22 protein-coding genes and 1 pseudogene are annotated in these 18448 nt (G+C 70.9%); 12 read left to right on the forward strand and 11 right to left on the reverse strand.

Going from position 1 to position 18448, the window contains the following annotated elements:
- Positions 1-114: 114 nt before the first annotated feature.
- Positions 115-1380, reverse strand: a complete 1266-nt coding sequence (locus ACTXG6_RS28595) for an aspartate kinase (RefSeq protein WP_445182493.1) — start codon at positions 1378-1380, stop codon at positions 115-117.
- Between the two features lie 284 nt (positions 1381-1664).
- On the opposite strand from ACTXG6_RS28595, the gene ACTXG6_RS28600 reads away from it, so the two are divergent.
- On the forward strand, positions 1665-2207 hold the full coding sequence (locus ACTXG6_RS28600; protein WP_445182494.1) for a TetR/AcrR family transcriptional regulator: 543 nt from the start codon (positions 1665-1667) through the stop codon (positions 2205-2207).
- A 27-nt stretch (positions 2208-2234) separates the two neighbouring features.
- On the opposite strand, the gene ACTXG6_RS28605 is transcribed toward ACTXG6_RS28600, so the two are convergent.
- Positions 2235-2813: a hypothetical protein gene (locus ACTXG6_RS28605; RefSeq protein ID WP_445182495.1), complete on the reverse strand. Its 579-nt coding sequence runs from the start codon at positions 2811-2813 to the stop codon at positions 2235-2237.
- Between the two features lie 45 nt (positions 2814-2858).
- Positions 2859-3536: a flavin reductase family protein gene (locus ACTXG6_RS28610; protein WP_445182496.1), complete on the reverse strand. Its 678-nt coding sequence runs from the start codon at positions 3534-3536 to the stop codon at positions 2859-2861.
- Between the two features lie 188 nt (positions 3537-3724).
- Here ACTXG6_RS28610 and ACTXG6_RS28615 point away from each other — a divergent pair, with 188 nt between their 5' ends.
- The 8 genes from ACTXG6_RS28615 to ACTXG6_RS28650 all read left to right on the forward strand — a co-directional run bounded on the left by ACTXG6_RS28615 (position 3725) and on the right by ACTXG6_RS28650 (position 11230).
- Positions 3725-4105 (forward strand): ArsR/SmtB family transcription factor, encoded by a 381-nt coding sequence (locus ACTXG6_RS28615; RefSeq protein ID WP_445182497.1) that lies wholly within the window; start codon positions 3725-3727, stop codon positions 4103-4105.
- 89 nt (positions 4106-4194) lie between these two features.
- Complete coding sequence (locus ACTXG6_RS28620; RefSeq protein ID WP_445182498.1) at positions 4195-4998, forward strand: DsbA family protein; 804 nt, start codon at positions 4195-4197, stop codon at positions 4996-4998.
- A 479-nt stretch (positions 4999-5477) separates the two neighbouring features.
- Positions 5478-5948: a hypothetical protein gene (locus tag ACTXG6_RS28625; RefSeq protein WP_445182499.1), complete on the forward strand. Its 471-nt coding sequence runs from the start codon at positions 5478-5480 to the stop codon at positions 5946-5948.
- A 120-nt stretch (positions 5949-6068) separates the two neighbouring features.
- The gene (locus ACTXG6_RS28630; protein WP_445182500.1) at positions 6069-6530 is read left to right on the forward strand and encodes a cupin domain-containing protein; all 462 of its coding nucleotides are present in this window, start codon (positions 6069-6071) and stop codon (positions 6528-6530) included.
- A 16-nt stretch (positions 6531-6546) separates the two neighbouring features.
- Entirely contained in the window at positions 6547-7815 is a 1269-nt protein-coding gene (locus tag ACTXG6_RS28635; RefSeq protein ID WP_445182501.1) for a flavin-dependent oxidoreductase, read from the forward strand.
- Positions 7816-8022: 207 nt separating this feature from the next.
- Entirely contained in the window at positions 8023-9645 is a 1623-nt protein-coding gene (locus ACTXG6_RS28640) for a DHA2 family efflux MFS transporter permease subunit (RefSeq protein ID WP_445182502.1), read from the forward strand.
- Between the two features lie 585 nt (positions 9646-10230).
- Complete coding sequence (locus ACTXG6_RS28645; RefSeq protein ID WP_445182503.1) at positions 10231-10500, forward strand: hypothetical protein; 270 nt, start codon at positions 10231-10233, stop codon at positions 10498-10500.
- Positions 10501-10609: 109 nt separating this feature from the next.
- Complete coding sequence (locus ACTXG6_RS28650) at positions 10610-11230, forward strand: hypothetical protein (RefSeq protein ID WP_445182504.1); 621 nt, start codon at positions 10610-10612, stop codon at positions 11228-11230.
- A 30-nt stretch (positions 11231-11260) separates the two neighbouring features.
- Here the strand turns inward: ACTXG6_RS28650 and ykgO are convergent, their stop codons facing one another.
- The 3 genes from ykgO to ACTXG6_RS28665 all read right to left on the reverse strand — a co-directional run bounded on the left by ykgO (position 11261) and on the right by ACTXG6_RS28665 (position 12749).
- On the reverse strand, positions 11261-11383 hold the full coding sequence (gene ykgO / locus ACTXG6_RS28655; protein WP_445182505.1) for a type B 50S ribosomal protein L36: 123 nt from the start codon (positions 11381-11383) through the stop codon (positions 11261-11263).
- A gap of 108 nt (positions 11384-11491) precedes the next feature.
- On the reverse strand, positions 11492-11764 hold the full coding sequence (locus ACTXG6_RS28660) for a DUF4242 domain-containing protein (RefSeq protein WP_445182506.1): 273 nt from the start codon (positions 11762-11764) through the stop codon (positions 11492-11494).
- 145 nt (positions 11765-11909) lie between these two features.
- Entirely contained in the window at positions 11910-12749 is an 840-nt protein-coding gene (locus tag ACTXG6_RS28665) for a MerR family transcriptional regulator (RefSeq protein WP_445182507.1), read from the reverse strand.
- A 130-nt stretch (positions 12750-12879) separates the two neighbouring features.
- Here ACTXG6_RS28665 and ACTXG6_RS28670 point away from each other — a divergent pair, with 130 nt between their 5' ends.
- Positions 12880-13239: a nuclear transport factor 2 family protein gene (locus tag ACTXG6_RS28670; RefSeq protein ID WP_445182508.1), complete on the forward strand. Its 360-nt coding sequence runs from the start codon at positions 12880-12882 to the stop codon at positions 13237-13239.
- A 42-nt stretch (positions 13240-13281) separates the two neighbouring features.
- On the opposite strand, the gene ACTXG6_RS28675 is transcribed toward ACTXG6_RS28670, so the two are convergent.
- The 4 genes and pseudogenes from ACTXG6_RS28675 to ACTXG6_RS28690 all read right to left on the reverse strand — a co-directional run.
- Positions 13282-13659, reverse strand: coding sequence for a hypothetical protein (locus tag ACTXG6_RS28675; protein WP_445182509.1), 378 nt, complete (start codon positions 13657-13659; stop codon positions 13282-13284).
- 96 nt (positions 13660-13755) lie between these two features.
- Entirely contained in the window at positions 13756-15072 is a 1317-nt protein-coding gene (locus ACTXG6_RS28680) for a bifunctional PIG-L family deacetylase/class I SAM-dependent methyltransferase (protein WP_445182510.1), read from the reverse strand.
- Positions 15069-15992: an acyl-CoA dehydrogenase family protein gene (locus ACTXG6_RS28685; RefSeq protein WP_445182511.1), complete on the reverse strand. Its 924-nt coding sequence runs from the start codon at positions 15990-15992 to the stop codon at positions 15069-15071. The genes ACTXG6_RS28680 and ACTXG6_RS28685 overlap by 4 nt, the downstream gene beginning before the upstream one ends.
- A gap of 226 nt (positions 15993-16218) precedes the next feature.
- Positions 16219-16878: pseudogene (locus ACTXG6_RS28690) on the reverse strand (FAD-dependent oxidoreductase); the annotation flags it as partial.
- 240 nt (positions 16879-17118) lie between these two features.
- On the opposite strand from ACTXG6_RS28690, the gene ACTXG6_RS28695 reads away from it, so the two are divergent.
- A complete protein-coding gene (locus ACTXG6_RS28695; protein WP_445182512.1) occupies positions 17119-17619 on the forward strand; it encodes a hypothetical protein in 501 nt (166 codons plus the stop codon).
- Positions 17620-17625: 6 nt separating this feature from the next.
- Positions 17626-17928, forward strand: a complete 303-nt coding sequence (locus ACTXG6_RS28700; protein WP_445182513.1) for a hypothetical protein — start codon at positions 17626-17628, stop codon at positions 17926-17928.
- A gap of 26 nt (positions 17929-17954) precedes the next feature.
- Here the strand turns inward: ACTXG6_RS28700 and ACTXG6_RS28705 are convergent, their stop codons facing one another.
- Positions 17955-18368 carry an MmcQ/YjbR family DNA-binding protein gene (locus ACTXG6_RS28705; RefSeq protein ID WP_445182514.1) on the reverse strand — a complete coding sequence of 138 codons (414 nt, stop codon included), beginning with the start codon at positions 18366-18368 and terminating at the stop codon, positions 17955-17957.
- Positions 18369-18448 lie beyond the last annotated feature (80 nt).

Genomic DNA, 18448 nt, shown 5'->3' on the forward strand with positions numbered 1-18448 from the left:
TCTAGCCTGGTCAGAAGGTTTAGGGCCCGGCGCTCCGGGGTTCTCGCTCAGTCGTCTCGCCGGCGCCGAGCAGGTGGTGCTGGAGACGAGACGACGGTTGGGACCGCCGGTGGGTCATCCGGCCGCTCGCAGGCCGGCTTCGAGGGGAGTCGGGATGAACGTCCGGTGCAGCAGTCGCACCGCGTCGTCGACGGTGTCGGCATCGACGAGCACCGACACCCGGCCCGGGGTGGTGGTTGCCAGGCACGGCTCGATGCCGGCCTCCTGAAGCGCTCCCAGGGTGCGGACGACCACGTCGGGGCGCCGCGCGATCCCCAGACTCACGACGCTCACCGAGCCGAGTTCCCGGTCGACCTTCACCGACGCGCCGACCGCGTCCAGGGCGGCCGCCACCTCGGTGACCGCAACGCCGGGGGCGGTGAACCGCAGTCCGGCCAGCTCGGGCTGGAGGTAGCCGAGGGCGATGCCGCGCTCGGCGAGTGCCACCGCGACGTGCGCGGCGTCGATGTCCTTGACCAGATAGAGGTTCTCGCTGCGCCGGTGTGCGATCCCCGCGACGTCACTGGCGCCGGCGCCCTCGAACCGGGCCGGCTCGTGGCGGATCCAGGTGCCCGCCTCGGTGCTGAAACTGGAGCGCAGGTGGATGTCGATGCCGTGGGCCACCGCCAGCTCGATCGAGCGCGACTGCATCACGCCGGACCCGGCCTCGGCCATCTCGAGCATCTCTTCGTGGCGGATCGACGCGAGCGGGGTTGCGTCGGGGACGACTCGAGGGTCGGCGGTGAACACCGCCGGCACATCGGTGAAGATCTCGCACTCGGTCGCGCCGAGGGCCGCGGCGAGAGCGACGGCGGACGCATCCGAGCCACCCCGCCCCAGCGTGGTGACATCGCCGTCGGCCGACATGCCCTGGAAGCCGGTGACCAGCACGATCGAGCCCTGGGCGAGCGCGTCGTGGATTCGCTGCGGGTGGATCTCCCGCATCCGCGCGTTCCCGTGCTGGTCGTCGGTCTGGATACCGGCCTGCGGGCCGCTCAGCGACACCGCGTGCGACCCGAGCTCCGAAACCGCCATCGAGGCCAGCGCCACCGAGATCGACTCGCCGACCGAGAGCAGTGCGTCCAGCTCACGCAACGGCGGGCGGGACGACATCTGGTAGGCCATCGCCGACAGCTCGTCGGTGGATTTACCCATGGCCGAGAGGATCGCCACGACGTCGCGGCCGGAACGCTGGGCGGCAACCATCCGTTCGGCGACCGCGCGCAGGCGGCCATGGTCGGCGACGGACGTACCGCCGAACTTCCACACCAACGGCGCGGCCGGGCTGACGATCGCCCGTGGTGCCTGCATGCCGTTCTGGTGTTCCCCCGTCGTACTCATCTGCCAGTCCTCCAGTGGCTCTTCCGCGACATATCGGGTGCGGTCGCTGGGCCTCGCGGCGTAGATCGGGTCTTGGCTCTTCCGCGTCCCCAAACGGCTCGCGGCGCTACCCGGTTCGACAACGTGCGGTCCCTCACACAGACCAAGATGGCCGCCAGGTTGTACCGGGCCGATGACACCTTGGCTGCTAACCACCACACCAACGTAGCAAATGTGTCCATTAGGTAAGTCTCAGGTGTGACATAAGCCGAGTGAGCTGCCACACGTAGTAAGCTCCGCGTTCTATGCGAGCAGATGCGATCCGCAACCTCGACGCGGTCCTGCAGACCGGTGCCCGGCTACTGGCCCAGGACCCGGGTACCAGCATGGCCACAATCGCGGCTGAGGCCGGGGTCGATCGGCGCACCGTGTACCGCCGCTTCGCCTGTCGCGAGGCGTTACTCGCAGCCGTGTTCCGCACCAAGCTCGACGCGGTGGACGAGGTTTTCGACGATGCCAGGCTCGAGGACGCTCCGGTCGCCGTGGCACTGCACCGCTACGTCGAAGGCATCGTCCCGGTCATCCGGCGCTGGCCGCTCGATCCCGAGCAGATGCGCTGCGACACCGAGGCCTACGACCGCATGCTGGACCAACGGAAGCGGTTCGGCGCGTTCGTCGATCGCGCCATCGCGGAAGGCGTGTTCCGCGCCGACCTTCCCGACGGCATGGCCAGGGCACTGCTGTTCCGGACCGTCGATCTGGTGGCTTCCCAGTTCCCCGACCTCGAGCCGGCGCCGGCGGCCGACATCATCGTCGACGCCGTCCTCTGCGGGGTCGGGCAACCCTGACCCGGACGGGCCCCGGGCGAGCCTCGATCAACGGCGGCTCGGGCTCACCCGCCACGTGCGCTTGCGCCGGTGCCTGGCCAGCCGGCGGCGCATCTCGGTGCGCCGCCCGCCGGAGGAGATGAAGGCATCGGACCGGGGCAGGTAGAGCAGGACCGTGCCGACCGCGGCCAGTACCAGTGTCAGGACGCTGACCGGCCCCGGAGAGATACTTCCGATCGCGAAGGCCAGCACCAGCACCTCGAGCGCGACAAGCACGGTGCTGAGGAGGCGGGCACCGCGACTGGGTCGCACGGTCAACCAGACCAGCGCACCGAACGCGACCGCGAGAACGACCAGGAGCAGCCCGCTGACCCGGAACACCGCCGCCAGCACGGTGAGGCTGGTGGCCGGCTCCGCCCCGGTGATCTTCCGCCACAGATCGACGCCCGCCCGGGAGGGCTCTACAACCAGCAGCAACCCGAGGACCGCCACCGGCACGACGGCCGCCGTGATGGCCGCCGCGCCCGCCCACAGTTCCGGCGGTCGGCGGCTCACCTCGGCCGAGGCGATCAGCGAAGCCACGCCCGGGGCGACGCGCGAGCTGCCCGGATCGGACGGTGCGTTCACATAGATAGCCTAACCTCCGGGCCGGGGCGCACGATCACTTCTTGATCACGTCAGCGAACTCGCGGCGGCGGCATGTGCGCCCGCTCTCGGGTACGCACTCTGGGGTATCTCGGCGAGTTCGGACCGGTGCACGCGCCCGTCCGCCAGGCCGTAGAACTCGGCAAAGCTCATGATCAGCGGACGCCATTTGTCCGGGTCGACCCGGTCCGGGCTGCCGTCGAGCAGGATCGACTCCTCCAGGTGCAGGCGCTCGATGCTGACCTCGATGACCATGGCGAAACCACCGTAGGTCGGGTCCTCGGCGGCGAGGCCGCGGATGTCGGTCACCGAGCACTCCATCTGTACCGGGCACTCCGCGATGCGTGGCGGCCGCACCACCCGCGACGGCGCCGGCGTCAGCCCCGCCCGGCCGAACTTGTCGTGCACGGACGAGTAGCCGCGCGCGACCTTGGAACCGGGCACCGGATCCGAGCCGGTCGTCCTGGCGATCGCATCAACCGCGCCGACCTGGGCGTCGGAGGGCAGGTTGAGCACACACTGCCCGGTGCGCGCCAGGTTCTGGGTGGTCTTCGAGCTGGCGCCCATGCCGAGCACAGCCCGCCAGCCCAGCCACCACGCCGACGACATCGGCGCCAGGTTCGCCGAACCGTCCTCGTTGAGCGTGCTGATCAGCACCACGGGCGTGCCGAAGTAGAGGATCGGCGACTCGCTGGTGACGTGCATGGGCATCTCCCTCGTTCGCGGCCACAACCTGTCACCGGGAAGACGGCGGAGCCCGGGCGCGTCGTGAGCCACCACCCCCAGACGTGAGCCAGGTCATGCGGGCGTCGGCTGGCGCCCTCGCCCGATGGGCCCGGTTGCCGGCCGCACCGAGGCAGGGGGTTGCGCCGTGCGGAACAATTCAGCTCGACATGCCGAATTCCTCGTCGCCCGACGCCTCACGGACCGCCCTGTCCAGGCGTGACCCGGAGCCCACCCGGGCCCAGTTGAGCGCGGGCGCGGCGACGTTCGCCCTGCTGGCCAGTCCACCGAGGCTGCACCTCGTGTGGCTGATCACGCACGGCGCCTACGACGTCGGCACGCTGGCCACCCGGGTCGGCATCAGCATCGCCACGGTCAGCCAGCACCTGAGCAAACTCCGGCTCGCCGGCGTGATCACCGTCCGCCGAGAGGGTCGCCGCCACTTCTACACCGTCGACGACCCGCACGTGCTCACCCTCGTCGAGCAGATCTTCGACCACATCGCGCCGGATGGCAGCCTCGCGCCCGACCCCCCGCCGACCGCCCCCTAGGGTGTGCCGCACGGCGTTCGCCGGTGGCCGCCGAGATGAGCGCGCCCGCCTGGTCGGCGGCTGCGCGTGCGGCGAGGAAGGGCAATGTCATGGACGAGGGGCAGCACGACGAGCAACCCGCCGGGCACCTCGACGACGGACCACACGACGACGGACAACACGACGACGGACAGCGCACGGGCAGCCGGCGCACCGTGTGGGTCGGCGTCGGGACAGCGGTCGTGCTGCTCGCGGTCCTCATCATCGTGGGCGTGACCAGCGGTGGCGGCGGACCGGCGGCGGCAGACAAGAACCCCGACCGGGCCGCCCCCAGCGCGGTCGTCCCCACCCCGCCGCCGCCGGCGGCCCGGCGCATCCCGGGCGACCCGCTGGCGATGGGCAGCCCCACCGCACCGGTCGTGATCGTGGAATGGGCCGACTTCCAGTGCCCGTTCTGCGCCGCCTTCGCCCGCGACACCGAACCGGCCCTGGTCGACCAGTACGTCAAGACGGGCAAGGCGCGGTTCGAGTGGCGCGACTTCGCGTTCCTGGGCCCGGAATCCACCTCGGCGGCCGTCGCCGCGCGGGCCGCCGGGCGGCAGGGCAAGTTCTGGGCGTACCACGACGCGCTGTACACCCAGCAGCACTCGGAGAACTCCGGCGCGCTGACCAGCGACTACCTACTCGGACTGGCCCGGCAGCTCGGCCTGGACCCGACCAGGTTCCAGGCCGACGTGGCCGACCCGATCCTGGCGCAGCAGGTTGCGACGGACCAGAAGGAGGGCGAGGCACTAGGCATCGACGGCACACCGGCAGTGGTGATCAACGGTCACCTGATGTCCGGCGCCCAGCAGCTGCCGAACTACCAGAAGGTCATCGACGCGGCGCTCTCCCGCGCGACCGCGACCCGGTGAGCCGGACTTAGAGCCCGCGATCCTTGGGGTGTGGAAACCTTGACACTGAGCAGAGTTTTCCGGGCGTCTACGGTTGCAGTAACGCCGCGTTACCGCCAGGGCGGCTCGGTCTCGACCCCGGTGCGCCGATCGTCACCGAGACCAACGTCAGTCCGGTATTTTTCGAGATCCAGACTCAGGTTGATCTCGACGCACCCCGCCCGTCAGGCCGGCGGCCTGAGTCGATCGGCCGGTCACCGAACGTGAGCCGGACTCAGGACACTAGAGCCCGAGGTTGCCCAGGATGAAACCGATCTGGCGGCCCACAGTCCCGAAGTAGCCGGCACCCGCGGCGGCGCTACCGGAGTCGCCGGTGTCGGCGAGGGCCACTCTTCGATACGACCGCCTCACCCGGCACAGCGACAACCGCCGTTACGGACGACACGGATCGGGTAACCAACATCATGACTAGCTCAGGACGCGCCGAAACGGATCGGCCGGTGGGGTCGGGCAAACGCCCGGGCGGAGTCATCGCCATCGTGGGTGGTGTCCTGGCCGGACTGGCCTACCTGGTGCTGCCGGTCGCGACCGTCCCCCTGCTGGGATCGATCACCGCGCCCAGCCTGGCCGGCGAGGTAGGGGCTGGCGGGTCACTCGCGCTGCTCCCCCTGGTGCCCGTCGCGGCGGCCGCCACCATCGGGATCGGGCTGTGGCTGTGGCTGGGTAGTCCGGGCAGCCGGGCACGGACGGTCGGGGCGAGCGGCATCCTGCTCTGCTCCGTGCTGACCGCGCTCGCCTACCTCATCCCGCTCAACAGTCTCGACAACGAGATCACCAGCGCGGGCGCGGACATCTTCGGCATCAGTGCGACAACGTTCACCGGCACCGGGTTCTGGTTCACCCTGCTCGGCGCGGTCCTTGCGGCGGTGGGCGCCGCGGTGGAGCTGGCCGGCCGCAAGAGATCCACCTGACCGCTGGTTCGTCACCGGGAAATGGCCCGACCGAGCGCTCGCCCAATGCCGTGGACGCTCTCCGGCAGTCCCCTTAGGGTGAAGGTCAAACTGTGCGGACCCGACCCTAAGGCGGACAGCGTGACGTTGGTGGAAGCCGCGGGTGTGACCCAGGCCGGCGAGGGTATCGACGGCATCCGTTGGAACATCCTCGGCCAGACCTACGTGCCGAAACAGCATTCGGAGAGCTCGCTGTCCTGGCATGCGACGTTCCCGTCCGGCACCTTCGTACCGCCGCACATCCACCCGAACCAGGACGAGTTCATCTACCTGCTCGAGGGCCGGCTGTCACTGGTGCTCGACGGCAAGGACGGGTTCGCCGACCCGGGCGACACGGTTCGGCTGCCCCGCGGCATTCCGCACGGGCTGTTCAACCGCAGCGACTACGAGGTGAAGTGCTTCTTCTGGGTCACCCCGGCGCGACGCCTCTACGACCTGTTCTGGGCGCTGCACAACCTCGGGCCGAACGCCGACCCGGCCCAGGTCGTCGCCGTGGCAGCGAAGCACGAGGTCGACTTCCTACCCCCACCCGAGGGCGAGTGACGTCCGGGGCGAGCAGGTGAAGGTCATCATCGTCGGGGCCGGCATCGGCGGGCTCAGCACCGCGCTGATGCTGCATCAGCGCGGCATCCACGCCGAGGTCTACGAGCAGTCCACGGAGGTGCGCGAGGCCGGGGTCGGTATCAACACCCTGCCGCACGCCATCCGCGAGCTCGCCGATCTGGGACTGCTGCCGGCGCTCGACAACATCGGCATCCGCACCCGCGAGCTCATCTACTACAACCGCCTCGGCCAGCAGGTCTGGCGGGAGCTGCGCGGCACCGATGCCGGGCATTCGTATCCGCAGTTCTCGATCCACCGCGGGCGGCTGCAGAAGGTCATCTACGACGCCGTCCGCGAACGCCTGGGGCCGGACGCGGTCCGCACCGGGCTCAGCCTCTCCGGCTTCCTGCAGGACGAGGGCGGGGTCACCGCGCACTTCACCGACTCCCGCGACGGCGGCCCCGGCCGGACGGTGCGGGGCGATGTGCTCATCTGCGCCGACGGCATCCACTCGGTCGCCCGGCAGCAGTTCTACCCGGACCAGGGCGCGCCGAGCTGGAACGGGGTGCTGATGTGGCGCGGCGCCACCGACTGGCCGGCCTGGCGGGACGGGCGCACGATGGCGATCGGTGGGGGCATGGGCGCGAAGTTCGTGCTCTACCCGATCGGCGGGGGCACCGACGGACGCCAGCTGATGAACTGGGTCGTCTGCATCAAGATGGCGGACGGCCAGGTCTCGCCGCCACCGAAGGACAGCTGGTCACGCCGGGCGCTGCGCTCACTCGTGCTGCCGTACGCCAAGCGCTTCGCCATCCCCGACTTCGACATCACCGGTCTCGTCGAGGCGACGCCGGAGGCGTTCGAGTACCCGATGTGCGACCGCGACCCGCTGCCCCGCTGGACCTTCGGGCGGGTGACGCTGCTCGGCGACGCGGCGCACCCGATGTACCCGGTGGGCTCCAACGGCGCCTCACAGGCCATCCTCGACGCCCGCACCCTCGCTGACGCGCTGGCCTACGCCGAGCACCCCGGTGAGGCGCTCTGGGCCTACGAACGGGAGCGGCTGCCGGCGACGGCCGAGGTCGTGCGGCTCAACCGCGTGGGCGGGCCGGAGCGGGTCATCGACGAGGTCGAGAAACTCGCTCCCGGCGGGTTTACCGACGTCGACGCGGTACTCAGCCGTGCCGAGCGCCAGGAAATCGCCGTCGGATATGCGGGTACCGCTGGATTTGCGACGAAGACCCGCCGTTTTGCCGAGCGAAGAATCACCTCGGCCCAACGCTGATCCGCTCTATTGCCACGGGTGAACTCGATGAGCTCCGACTCGCTCAGTAGCGACTCGGGAGCTATTCGCCGCGCTTTCGCGCGCCCGGACGGTAGATCGTCGTTATAGCGCCGCCGCTCGACATCGCCCGACTGCACCTGGGATGCCCCGTGCCGCGCGGCTACGGTCGAAGCGCTCGACGAGCAGTGTTGCTGGGAGGTCGTGCGCATGGCCAATCCCGAGGTGACCGGGCGCGGCGCGACCGAGCCCACCCGAGCCGCGACCGCGCCCCCGGCCCGGTGGGCATTGCCGCTGGCCGTACTGGTGGTGGGCATGTTCATGTCCGTGCTGGACGTGACCATCGTCAACGTGGCCATCCCCGCGATCCAGAAGGACTTCGGCGGGGCGCTGGATGACGTGCTGTGGATCGCGACCGCGTACACCCTGACCCTGGGCGTGGTCGTACCGGTGAGCAGCTGGCTGGGTGACCGGTTCGGGCTGCGTACGGTCTATCTGCTGTCCCTGCTCAGCTTCGCGGCGGGGTCGGCGTTGTGCGGGGTTGCCTGGAACCTCGACTCCCTGATCGCGTTCCGCATCCTGCAGGCGATCCCCGGCGGGATCCTGCCGGTGGTCACCCTGACGATGGTCTACCGCATCGTGCCGGGTGCCAAGATCGGCGCGGCGATGGGCATGTACGGGCTGGGGATCGTGGTGGCGCCGGCGGTCGGCCCGGTGCTCGGCGGGTACCTGGTGGAGTACCTGGACTGGCGGCTGGTGTTCTACATCAACGTCCCGATCGGGCTGCTCGGCACTGCGGCCGCCTCGATCGTCATCCCCAAGGTAACCAGGGGCACCGCCCGGCGGTTCGACCTCGCCGGGTTCGCCAGCATCGCGTTCGGGCTGTTCGCGATCCTGCTGGCGGCCTCGGAGGGCCAGTCGTGGGGTTGGAGCAGCTATCGGATCCTGATGTTGCTGACCGCCGGGGTGTTGAGCCTGGCGCTGTTCGTGGTGATCGAGCTCGAGGTCGAGTTCCCGCTGTTGGACGTGCGCGTGTTCAAGATATGGCCGTTCACGCTCTCCCTGCTGTTGGGCTCCATCCTGTTCATCAGCCTGCTCGCCGTGGCGTTCTACGTACCGGTGTTCCTGCAGCAGGGACAGGGCAAACAGGCATTCGACGCCGGCCTGCTGATCTTGCCGCAGGCACTGGTGATGGGCGCGATGATGCCCCTTGCCGGGCGCCTCTACGACAAGATCGGCGCGCGCTGGCTGGCCACCGTCGGGCTCGCCCTCTGCGGCTACGGCACCTACCTGATGTGCGGCATCACCCCGGACATGACACGTGGCGACATCATCTTCTGGACCTGTGTACGGGCCGCTGGGCTGGGACTGTCCATGATGCCCATCATGACCGCGGGGCTGGCCGCCGTCCCGCCGTCGCTGACCAACCAGGCCAGTGGGCTCAACAACGTCGCCCGGCAGGTGACCGGCGCGCTCGGGCTGGCCGCGCTCGGCGCGCTGGGCATCACCCAACAGGCGGAGCTGTTCGCCGCCCGCGCGGCACTGGTGCGCCCCGATCCGGCCATCGCGGCCCACTCCGGCGCGCTGGATGCGCACGGCTTCGCCGCCGCCTACCTGCGGTACCAACACCTGAGCCTCGAGGTCCTGGCCACCTCGTACAGCAACCTGTTCCTCCTGATCGCCATCCTCACGGCGGCCGGCGCGGTGCTCGGTCTGCTGCTGCGCCCCGGGCCCACCGCCGTGGCGACCGATCGGCCCGTCGCCGCCCCGGCCGCACGGGTGAGCCCGTCGACCAACGGGCACCGCGCACCGGTGACCGCCGTTCATCGGTGACGTCGACAGCGCGACGACCCATTCGGTCCGCGTGCCGGATTGGGACACCGGGTTGGGATGCCGGATTGGGATGTCGCGGAATAACTGGAAATGCGCCACAACCTGAACTCCTATCAGGTTGGGCGGCTGCGCGGATAACGCGCCGGCACCGGCCGCCAATGGCAACTGCACGCTCGTGTAATCGAAGTCGTACAGTTCTCGCGACTGCCGATCGAGCATCCGGAAAGAAGGCACCTCTGTGAGCCGTGGGTCGAAGCGCCAGGGGGTCGCCGTGCTGGCACTCGGCGCGATGCTGTTGCTCGGGTCGTGCGCGGGGCGGCCGATCAGCCCGGCACCGGCACCGAGCCAGCAGCCGAGCAGCGCGGCGGGGGCGAACCCGCTGAGCGACCTGGTGGCGCTCGCGGCGCGGCGGATCGGTACCGGGGATGTGGTCGCGGCCGCCAAGTTCGGCATCCCGACGGCGATCGACGACCCGGCACGTGAGAAGCAGGAACTCGATGCGGTTGCGGCCGAGCACCTGGTCTCGGCATCAACCCCGCCGAGAGCACCCAGTTCTTCCGCGACCAGATCGCGGCCAGCAAGGTCGTGCAGCGCGGCCTCTACCAGTTGTGGACCGCGCACCCCGAGCTGCGGCCGACGACCAAACCGGACCTGACGAAGACGGTCCGCCCGGAGTTGGACGCGCTCACCACCGAGATCATGAGCCAGCTGAAGGTCACCACGGCCGCACGGCACAGCGGGGCGCAGTGTGCGGCACAGTCCGCGGCGGCGGTTACCGACGCGGGGAAGCCGCTGGACCAGCTCCATCGTGACGCACTCGCCGTTGCCACCCGCTCCGTCTGCGCTCCGGCCTGACCACAGCTGCCCGGGACCCGGGTACCCGCCGTTCGGCGCCGTCGGCAACTGGGCTAGCGTCCTACCCCCTTCAGCGGGGATGACCCGTCTGGGTGAGTGGGGGTCTTGGATGGGGACCGGCGCACTGCGGCGCTGTGCCACCGCAATGTTGGAAGCCATCGGCGAGCGCCGGTGGGGTTACCCGCCACGGTTGATGGCACCCGCGGTCGCGCAGCTCGGTCCCGTCGGGGCGCTGCGCTGGTTCGCCTGGAACATGCCGCGCTACGAGCGGACCATACGAAACCTCGGGGAGGTGCGCACCCACCTGCTCTGCCTGGCGATCTCCCTGGTCAACGACTGTGAGTACTGCACCCATGCCTACGCGTACGCGCTCGAGCTGGCCTACCTGGACAACCACGGCCGCCTCTTCCCGCTGGGGGCGCGGACGATCGGCGCTCTGCGCGGTCTGCCGCCGGCGGTGATCCGCCACTCGCTGGTCGAGGCCACCCAACGCGCCGGGCTGCACGTCGACGCGCGCTGGCTCGACCGCACCATCGAGATGACGGTCACCGCGGATCGGCGACCGACCGATCCCGACGACGTGCGCATCGCTCACCTGGTGCGCATGTTCAGCCGGCTCAACGCGATCGCCATCGCCGGCCGCATCACCCCCGACGAAGCACCCACCCGACTGAACAAGGACCAGGCACTCAAGATGCGCTACCTCACGATGCGGGGCGGGGCCACCTGATCCCCGGAGACCACGCGCCCCGCACCCGGCTCAGCCCTGGCGGCCCTTGAACCGCGGGTTCAACTTGTTGATCACATACACCCGCCCGTTGCGGCGGACGACCTGTGACCCTGGCTTGTTCTTCAGCGAGCGCAGCGAGTTGCGAACCTTCATGGCCCCGAGCTTACCTGATAACGATTTTCATTGCAGTTCCTGCCGTAGATGTCCCTGCCCGGTCCTCGGGTCGGCGGTGCCGCGCCGACCAGCGGACAGCTACCCGGGTCAGTGGTAGAAGTACGGGTCCAGGACGCGGACCTCGGTCACCCGGTCCACCGGCAGCCCATTGGTCCGCGCGGCGGCCCGGATGGTGTCCGGGCTCGGACCGTCATAGATGCAGTAGGTCGTTGTCCGGTCCGGACTGACGTAGGAGTGCACCCAGCTGACGCCGTGCACGGCATTGCCGTCCACGACGTTCAGGCACGCCTTGGCGCCCTGGTCGTCGGTCGGGATGGCGAGGCCGTCCGGAAACGTGCGCTCGACTAGATAACGCGGCATGGAGAAGTCCTCCCGTGGAGCTGATCGAATTCGCGGAACCGTTGTTCTGCCGACCAGACACTGCGCCGACGGCCGGCCGGGGACCAGGGAGCCAGCCCTACCCCGAACCCCACCGTTTCGGTGGGGAGAACCCGCCGCGACCCGATCAGCCCTCCGCCGCTCCCCAACGTCCGGTCTGGAAAATCGGCCAGCCGATCTCGGTCCGCCACCGCGACTCGTCGGCAGTGTCCTCGCGGGCCACCAGGTAGTACTCCCGGATGGGCCCGTCGACGGCCAGCGCATGCCGCGTCACATAGCCGCCCAGCGCACCGTAGGCGCGGTCGATGTCGGTGTGCGGGCCCACGTGCACGGTGGTCGCCAGCTCGGCGCCCGGCACGACGAGCGGCGCCACCCGGCCCATCGGCCGCACCGTGCCACGGCAGGGAAGGAAGATCGTCGCCTGCCCGCGTTCCTGGGAGAACAGCTCGGTGGCGAAGATGCCGCCACCCCATCCGGTGCTGGGCAAGCCCTGCGCGGCCAGGGTTGCGTACAGCTCACCGAGCGCCCCTTGGTACCAGTCCAACGCGTCCCGGACATCGACCACCTCGCTGATCGCCGCGGTCCGGGTCTCCGCGACGGTCCGGTGCTGGATGTCGATCGGCGCCGAGGTCTCCGGGCGCAACAGGTCGCGCAACGAGGAGACGGCGCTCTGCGTACGAGCGAGGCCTTCCTCCAGGCGGTCCAGGTGGGCGGCTATGAGGTCGTTGCGCGCTGCCAGGTCGGGAGCGGCCAGGACGGCGGAGATCACGTCCAACGGCATGTCCAGATTCCGGAACCGGCGGATGACCTGCGCGGTCGGGATCTGGTCCGGCGCGTAGAAGCGGTACCCGGTCTGTGGGTCCACCTCGGCGGGCTCGAGAAGGCCGACCTGGTGGTAGTGACGCAGCGTCTTGATGCTCAGGTGCGTCGCTCGGGCAAAGTCGCCGATCGCTAGGGCTGACCGCATGCCCCCAGTCTGGGGTCTCCCCCGGGGGGAGAGTCAGCCGCCACCGGAGATCTTGAGCCTCCCCCGGCGGGACCGGCCACCGTGGTTGCTACCGGCCACCCGGCCGGCCAACCGAGAGGAACCACGAGCCATGGCAACCGAGCTGACCGGCGTCGTCGCGGACCACGTCGCCGCCGTCAACGCCTTCGACACCGTCGGGATCGTCGCGACCTTCGCCGAGGATGCCTACGTCAACGACAACCGCCGCGAGATCGCGGGCATCGACGCGATCAGGCGCTGGGTGGAGAAGGAGATTGTCGGCGACAAGGTGACCATGGATGTCCGCGAGGTCGTCGATCACTACGGCGACACCGTCGTCCGGGCCGCGTACGACGGCGAGTACGACAAGGCGAACCTGCCGGACGTGCTGGTCATGTCGAACTACTTCAGCGTCCGGGACGGCAAGATCGTGAGCCTTGCGATCATCTTCAACCAGCCGTCCGAGTACTGACCCGGCGCGCCGGGTGCGGGAGCTGCCCCGGGAGTGCGCCGCCTACGGGGCGGTGAAGCTCCCCACCTGGCCGCACTGGGTCCCCGCCGCCCGCCCACCGGCCGTCGTCGACGTGGATCCGCCCTGTGCGCAGGCGCCGTCGTTGCCCGGCCGGGTGTAGGCCCACGCCGGCATGGCGGGGCCGAGCGCGCCGGTCTGCCCGGACAGGTCGGCCGATCCGGCGGCGCCGGACTGGGACACCGGGCCCTGCATGGTGGCGGGCGGCGACAGGGTACCGGCGAGCAGCAGCACCCCGCACATGGCGACCAGGAGCCAGCCGAGCGCGACCGGCAGCGCCCGCTGCAGCGCATCGCGGCGCGTGGGTGTCGCCAGCGAAATCCAGAGACCGACAGCAAGCCCGATGACACCAAGTCCGTCCACTAGTACCTCTCTACACGCCCGTCGCCCGAGCGGCGGCGGTTCCGCTCGACCGGGTGACGCCGCCGAACCCGGGATGGCGCCGCCCGACCGCCGGGGTCACCGCCGCCTGAGCACCCGCACCACGAAGTCTTCGTCGACGTGCTCGACGAGGTCGACCAGTTCCGGCCGGGCGCGGACCAGCGCGGCGGTGGTGGCCTCGTCCCGGGGGGCCTCCGCCGGCCAACCCCGCCAGTGCGCCAGCACGAGGTCACCGCCCGGTTCGAGGGCGCGGACGATCGTTTCCAGGGTGTCGTGCACGGTGTCGTCGTCGAGGTAGTAGAGCACCTCGCTGAACACGGCGAGGTCGATCTGCCCGTCTGGTACGCCCGCCGGCAACGCCGTTTCAGCGATCCGAACCCCGGGCAGCCCGGCGGTGGCGCGCCTGGCCCGCCGGGCCGCTTCGGGCACCGGCTCGGTGCTGTCCAGCCGCTCACAGCGCGGTGCCAGCTCCAGCGTCAACGCCCCCGTGCCGCAGCCCGGTTCGAACCCGTGGCGGTACCGCTCCCGGGGCAGGCTCGCGGTCAGCACCGCGCGCTTGCGCCGCTCGTACCAGGACCGGTCCCGCCACGGGTCGGCCCCGGCCGCGTAGAGGGTGGCGAACCGCCCCAACGGTGCGCTGCCCTGGCGGGGCTCCCGGAACACCAGCTCCGCCGCCCGGTCGCTGTGGGCCAGCATCTCCGGGCTCAGGACCGGCTCGGCACCGGAGGGCGCCCGGCTGACCTGGGAGACGAAGCACGACCGGGCAGCCTGTTTGGCGGCCAGGTCAGCCGCGTCGAGCCGGAGCAGGTGTGCCCGGTCCCAGCTCACCGAGGGGTCCTCGGGCCGCATCCACGGCCACATCCAGATCGGGTATCCCCACCCGTAGGCGGTTGGCGGCGCCGCCGCCGCGGCGGCACGTCCGGCCGCGCGGTGGTCCGGATGCGGGTCACCGGTCCATGGCGCGAGGTAGGCGTCGGCGTCGGCGAGCAGCCCGGTGAGCCGCTCGGTCAGCTCCCCGGTGTGCTCGGCCAGCGCCGAGTCGGGCAGTCCGAGCCAGTGCACCGGCACATCGCCGAGGCCACCCCGCCGCAGCGCGCTGTGCAGCTCGGCCCGGCGCACCCCGGCCAGCTCGCGGCGCTGCTCCGGCCCGAGCCCCGGGTACGCGGCCTCACCGTCGGTGGCGACCACCAGCGTGATCGCCACACCCGCCCGGTGGGCCACCCGCAGCGCGCCGCCCACCCCGAGCGTCTCGTCGTCCGGGTGTGCCGCGACCACCAGTATCCGCTGGTAGCCGCCCGGGTCGAAGGCAGGCGGAAGCTGCTCGGCCAGTGCCCGCGACCAGTGTTCCGGCGAGGTGATCTCGCGGGCCCCGTCCCGCTGCGCGGTCCCGCTCACCGGTCACGCTCCCGCAGCAGAGCGGCGGCCAGCGCGGCGTTGTCCCGCTCGCCGTGGTGCTGGCGCACGTACATCTGCAGATCGGCGAGCATCTCGGCGAGCTGGGCGTCACCGCTCCACGACGTCGGCCCGAGAACGCGCGGCACCCGGTCCACGACCGCCCGGCAGCACAGTTCCACCGCGCTGCGCACCGTTGCGACGGCCAACCCGTGGTCGGCGCCCGGCAGGGCATCGAGCTCGTCCGCCGTGGCCCGCAGCAGAGCGTGCGACGCGGCGAGCATCGCGTGCAGCTCCCCCAGGTGCGCCAGCTGGTGCGGATCCGGGCCGGCCGCCGCGACGTGGGCCGACGCGCGGTCCAGCAGGCCGGCCGCACCGCCCCACCACACGGCCGCCACCCCACCGCCACCGGCGGCGAATCCGGGGCGCCGGGTGTACCAGCCCGCATCGCCGACGAGCCGGTCGACCGCCGCGTCGGCGAACCGCACGTCCAGGGTGTCCGAGCCCGCCATCCCGTCGGCCCGCCACGAGTCCGGGTCGGCCGACACCCGGGTTCGATCCAGCTCGACCTCGACGAGCAGCGGCTCGGACTCGGACTGTTCCGGCCGCGCGACCAACAGGGCCCGGTCCAGCATCCGCGCTCCGGAGCAGAACCTGGCCAACCCGGCCACCCGCGCCGGCTCGTCCGGGCCGGCCACCAGGGTCGGCCCCACCCCGCCGGGTCGAGCGGCCCACACCCCGTAGAGGGCGTCCGGCTGCGGGGTCAGGCCGGCCTCGGCCAGGATCGCCAGTGCGTCGGTGTGGCCCTCGGCGAGCCGGGCGACCGCGAGGTCGGAGCGGCCCCAGCGGGCCAGCGCACCCCACCGGCGCGCGGTACTTCCGCTCCTCGGCTGCGGGAGGGCCAGTTCCCCGTCCTTCAGCATGGACCGCAGAGCGTCCTCGACAGCGTGACAGGCTCGCACCGGCGCACGTCCTCTCCCGTTTCACGATCACGTCGGCACCGCACCGGATCCGTCCGGGCCCGGGGAGAGGATGGGCAGAACGAGCGCGTTCAAAACCCGAAGGTCGCTGGACCGTCAGCTTCAGCAGGGCGTTCTCCACCACCTCCGGCAGCGCCGGGTGGATCCAGTACGGCCGCCGGGCCAGCGCGCGCGCACCGATGTCGAAGGTCATGGCGATCACCAGCGGTTGGATCAGCGTCGGCGCCTGGGGACCCATGAGGTGGGCACCGAGCAGCCGCCCGCTGCCCCGTTCGGCGATGATCTTGCAGAATCCGGTGGTGTCCTCCAGCGCCCACCCGTAGGCGGTGTCGGAGTAGGGCTGCGTACTGACGGTGTAATCGAGCTCCTCGTCGCGGCAGTCCTGTTCGGTCCGGCCGACGCTGGCGATCTGCGGGTTGGTGAACACCGCGGCGGGCACGGGGCTGTTGTCGGTTTCGATGGGGTCGTCGGGATGCAGCAGGTTGTGCGCCACGACCCGCGCTTCCCGGTTGGCCACATGCTTCAGCTGCACCGCTGTGCTCAGGTCGCCGAGGGCGTAGATGCCGGGGACGCTCGTGCGCTGCTGGCTGTCGACGGCGACGCGGCCGTCCGGGTGCATGTCGATCCCGGCCGCACGAACGTTCAACCGATCACTGTTGGGCACTCGGCCGACCGCCACGAGCAGCGTGTCCGCCTCAAGTGCGGCGCCGTCGTCCAGGGTGATCAGGATGTCGCCCTCCTCGCCGGTCACCTCCGAGACCTGTCCGCCGAGCCGAACGCCGTAGCGCCGGCGGGCCGTGCCGATGACGACCAGGTCGTGATGGCGCATCCGGCGAGGGTAGGCGCCGACCGCCGCATCGGCTCGTCCTGGCGCCGGCGGGGACGCGGACAGGGCCGTACCGCCGACCGGGCGCGCCCGCACCGCCGCACCCCGCAGTAGTCGGCTCACCGGACGAGCCCACTAGGCCGTCGGGGGGAAACCCCGCATGACCTGGCCGAACACGGGTAAGCCCGGTACAGGAACAGCCGCCCGGCCCGGATGCGGCCGGCGTCAACCCGGGAGCGCGACATGAGTGACCAGTCCCTGCCCCACGAGGAGTCGACCGGAGCGGAGGCGGCCAAGCTCACCCGCCGCCGGAAGAAGATGCAGGTGGCCAGATCCACCGCCGCCGCCGCCACCGCGAAGCTCACGGACCTCGAAGGACGGCTGGAGTCGCTCACCCGGCTGCGTCGACAGCAAAAGGCCGCGTTGCGCGAGGCGAAGAGCCAACAGAGCGTTCTCGAGAGCGCAGTCAAAGCGTCGACCAGACAGCGCAGGTCGCTGCGGGAATCCCGCAAGGACGCTCGTAAGGCCGCGGCGAAGGCCCAGCGACGCGCCCATGAGGTCGAGTCAAGGTACGACCGGGCGGTGCTCGCGGACATGGTCCACCGGGAAAAGCAGGCCGACCTGACCACACACCCCACGAGCGGTGCCGTGGCGCGGCCGAGCACGCGACCCGCGCTCGACGAGTCGCCGCACGGAGCGGTTGCCGCGATTGCGCCCGCGCGCGAACGACCCGTCGAGGAGTGACGCCCGATGTGCTGGTTGATCATTCATAGACCTGTCCTCCCGGTCCCGGGCAACGGGCGGCGGTTCCGACTCAGCCTCGATGAGCGGCCGCTGGAACGCCTGTCCCTCGGCGCCACGATCCAGCTGCCGGTGTACTCGGGGCCGCACGTGCTCCGTGCCAGCTGCTGGCCGATGGGCACAGCGGAGATCATCTTCTCGGCGCTCCCGGACGGCCGGATCACCGTGGTCACCTACGCCGACACCCTGGGCCAACTGTGCCTCTGCCTGGACAACCCCGAGGCGGACGTCTCCTGGCTGTCCGCGGGCTGACGGCCGGCGGCACCCGAGGTTGCCCCTCAGCCGGGCGGCCGCCGCACCAACGCGGCCAGCTTCTTCGGCGCCAGCACGCAGTAGCTGTCGGTGAGCAGCTCGGCCATCTCGTCCCAGTCGACGGCGGCGCCGAGCAGCATCCCGACGATGTTGGGCGCCCACACCGGCCGGAAGAACGGATCGCCCGCCACGCTGAGCGCGTCCAGGTCCGGACCGCTCGACCGGAACGTCAGCACCGTCACCGGCCCGTCGGTCGCCGCGGCCCGCGCGTACGCCGGCGGCCACCCCGCGTCGACCGTGAGCACGTGGGCGAAGGTCCGGCTGCGCACCCGCCAACGGGTACCCACCCACGCCTGCTCCTCGTAGGCCTCCGGCAGCCCCAGGCATACCGCGCGCAGCCGTGCGACGATCTCCGGCGGAACGTCCTCGGCCGCGGTCACCGGCCCCTCCCTCGCGCACCGCGCTCCCCGTCCCGGCACTGGCGAACAGGGTGACAGCCGGCCCTGCACCACACCAACGA

The sequence above is a fragment of the Pseudonocardia sp. Cha107L01 genome, assembly GCF_052566575.1.

What these genes read in the sequence shown, in the direction of transcription:
- ACTXG6_RS28595 (WP_445182493.1), bottom strand. Translation starts at nt 1,380, where the DNA reads ATGAGTACGACGGGGGAACACCAGAACGGCATGCAGGCACCACGGGCG.
- ACTXG6_RS28600 (WP_445182494.1), top strand. Translation starts at nt 1,665, where the DNA reads ATGCGAGCAGATGCGATCCGCAACCTCGACGCGGTCCTGCAGACCGGT.
- ACTXG6_RS28610 (WP_445182496.1), bottom strand. Translation starts at nt 3,536, where the DNA reads ATGCACGTCACCAGCGAGTCGCCGATCCTCTACTTCGGCACGCCCGTG.
- ACTXG6_RS28615 (WP_445182497.1), top strand. Translation starts at nt 3,725, where the DNA reads ATGCCGAATTCCTCGTCGCCCGACGCCTCACGGACCGCCCTGTCCAGG.
- ACTXG6_RS28620 (WP_445182498.1), top strand. Translation starts at nt 4,195, where the DNA reads ATGGACGAGGGGCAGCACGACGAGCAACCCGCCGGGCACCTCGACGAC.
- ACTXG6_RS28640 (WP_445182502.1), top strand. Translation starts at nt 8,023, where the DNA reads ATGGCCAATCCCGAGGTGACCGGGCGCGGCGCGACCGAGCCCACCCGA.
- ACTXG6_RS28650 (WP_445182504.1), top strand. Translation starts at nt 10,610, where the DNA reads ATGGGGACCGGCGCACTGCGGCGCTGTGCCACCGCAATGTTGGAAGCC.
- ykgO (WP_445182505.1), bottom strand. Translation starts at nt 11,383, where the DNA reads ATGAAGGTTCGCAACTCGCTGCGCTCGCTGAAGAACAAGCCAGGGTCA.
- ACTXG6_RS28660 (WP_445182506.1), bottom strand. Translation starts at nt 11,764, where the DNA reads ATGCCGCGTTATCTAGTCGAGCGCACGTTTCCGGACGGCCTCGCCATC.
- ACTXG6_RS28665 (WP_445182507.1), bottom strand. Translation starts at nt 12,749, where the DNA reads ATGCGGTCAGCCCTAGCGATCGGCGACTTTGCCCGAGCGACGCACCTG.
- ACTXG6_RS28670 (WP_445182508.1), top strand. Translation starts at nt 12,880, where the DNA reads ATGGCAACCGAGCTGACCGGCGTCGTCGCGGACCACGTCGCCGCCGTC.
- ACTXG6_RS28685 (WP_445182511.1), bottom strand. Translation starts at nt 15,992, where the DNA reads ATGCTGAAGGACGGGGAACTGGCCCTCCCGCAGCCGAGGAGCGGAAGT.
- ACTXG6_RS28695 (WP_445182512.1), top strand. Translation starts at nt 17,119, where the DNA reads ATGAGTGACCAGTCCCTGCCCCACGAGGAGTCGACCGGAGCGGAGGCG.
- ACTXG6_RS28700 (WP_445182513.1), top strand. Translation starts at nt 17,626, where the DNA reads ATGTGCTGGTTGATCATTCATAGACCTGTCCTCCCGGTCCCGGGCAAC.